Consider the following 1,921-nt stretch of genomic DNA (forward strand, 5'->3'; position numbering starts at 1 on the left):
ACAACACCCGCCGCCGGCACAGCTGGTGCGGCTACCTGTCCCCATCCACCTACGAGGCCCACCGGGACGCTACGCTGCCAACCGCCGCGTAATCACACCCCGTGTCCAAGATCCGGGGGTAAGGCCCTCCCCCACAAGCACCTCGAGCCGACGACCCGCGCCGCATACCTGTCGAACTGCAACAAACACTTCTTCCCGGCCTTCGGGGACCGCCCCATAGGGCGGATACCCCCCACGACCATCCAGGCGTGGGTCACGACGGCGGTCGAATCCGGGCTGTCTGCGCGATCGATCAGGAAGTACCACGTGATGCTCAGCTCGGTCTTCGAGCGAGCTGTACGCGACGGCATGCTGCCTCGCAATCCGTGTGCTCACACCGAGATGCCCAAAGTGCGTGGCAGCATCCAGAGGACCTTGACTCCCGAGGAGTTCGAAGCCCTGCTTGCGGCCATCCCACCCGAGTACTGCCTGCTCGTCGAGACGGCGATCGAGACCGGCGCCCGGTGGGGAGAGGCCATCGCCCTGCGGCCCCGGCACATCGACTTCCTCAATCGGCGCCTCACCATCGAGGAGACTGTCCAGGAGGTCACGAAGAAGATCTCCCCCACTGGCGAGCGGTACCTCTTCAAGCCGTATCCCAAGAGCGGCAATCCACGCCGCTTCGCCGTCACCCAGGACTGGGTGAACTCAGTCTCGCAGCACATCGCGGCTCGGCAGATCGGCAGGGACGACCTTCTCTTCGCGACCAGCGTCGGCACGCCCATCTCGCGCAACACCTTCAGGAGCCGCGTCTGGTTGCCTGCCGTCGCCGCCTGCGGTGTCGACTTTCCCGTGCGCTTCCACGACCTCCGCCACGCCCACGCGTCCTGGCTGCTCGCCGGCGGGTCAGACCTCAAGAGCGTCATGGATCGCATGGGCCACGCCCAGATCCAGACGACCCAGCGCTACCTCCATGCCTTCGACGACGCCGATGACAAGAACCTCGAGGCGCTCACCAGTTTCCGGAGTCGCTCGCAGCGCCGCCTCGGATGACACCTACGAACCTTTGGATGGACCTTTAGCGCAGTCGCCAGGTCACTGGCGACCAAAGGCGGCAGGGACCTCACTTAACGCACAGCAGCGAAGCAGCCGAATAAGCCAGACAAGCAGTGCGGGCACCTCGGTCCGAGGACAGAATCACGCACCACCTGCGATCATTGCAGCGTCAGTCGCAGCGGAGCTGTTTTGTACTCCTGTGTCTCCCTCCCGCCGAGCGGAGCATTTCCGACATGAGGTAGCAGCTAGATGTTCAGTGGGCTCTGGTCATGGGGCGGAAACCGCTACGGCCAACTTGGCGACGGAACGCGCGTAGATCGCGACCTCCCAATCCCTATTTTCCCTCTCAGTGGCGCCACAGCCATCTGCACTGAATACAACTGGGGATGCGCGCTGAAGGCTGACGGCACGGTGTGGACCTGGGGTCAAAACATGTTCTCGCAGCTGGGCGACGGAACCCAGAACGACCGTCACATGCCAGCGCCCATCGCAGGGTTCGGTGACGTCAGGTTGATCGCTACAGATTCGAGTACGGGGTACGCCGTCAAGTCGGACGGGACCGTGTGGACCTGGGGAAGCAACCCGGTAGTACCCCACGTGGGCGTCGGACCGGACATCTACAACTACAGGCCGCGCAGGATCGACGGTCTGAGCAAGGTTCGGGCAATCTCCGTCCAATCCGACGTGCTGTTCGCCTTGCGCAGCGATGGATCGGTGTGGGCATGGGGAAACGAGCGAACCTGGGGACCAGGCTATAACGGGCTCTTCACAGTTGAGGGTGTAGCGGACGACGCGGCCGGGGTCGGCGCGTCGGTGCCGGGATAGAGGTCGAGGTCTTTCGAAGATGGCGGTTCCTACGCCAGCCACCCGAAAGACCTCGACGTGC

2 protein-coding genes are annotated in these 1,921 nt (G+C 63.9%); both read left to right on the forward strand.

The window, feature by feature from the left end:
• Positions 1 to 309 precede the first annotated feature (309 nt).
• Positions 310 to 1,032, forward strand: coding sequence for a tyrosine-type recombinase/integrase (locus tag ACYVID_RS18110; protein WP_460739464.1), 723 nt, complete (start codon positions 310 to 312; stop codon positions 1,030 to 1,032).
• 252 nt (positions 1,033 to 1,284) lie between these two features.
• On the forward strand, positions 1,285 to 1,860 hold the full coding sequence (locus tag ACYVID_RS18115; protein ID WP_460739462.1) for an RCC1 domain-containing protein: 576 nt from the start codon (positions 1,285 to 1,287) through the stop codon (positions 1,858 to 1,860).
• Positions 1,861 to 1,921 lie beyond the last annotated feature (61 nt).

It is taken from the genome of Nocardioides ginkgobilobae (assembly GCF_054781275.1).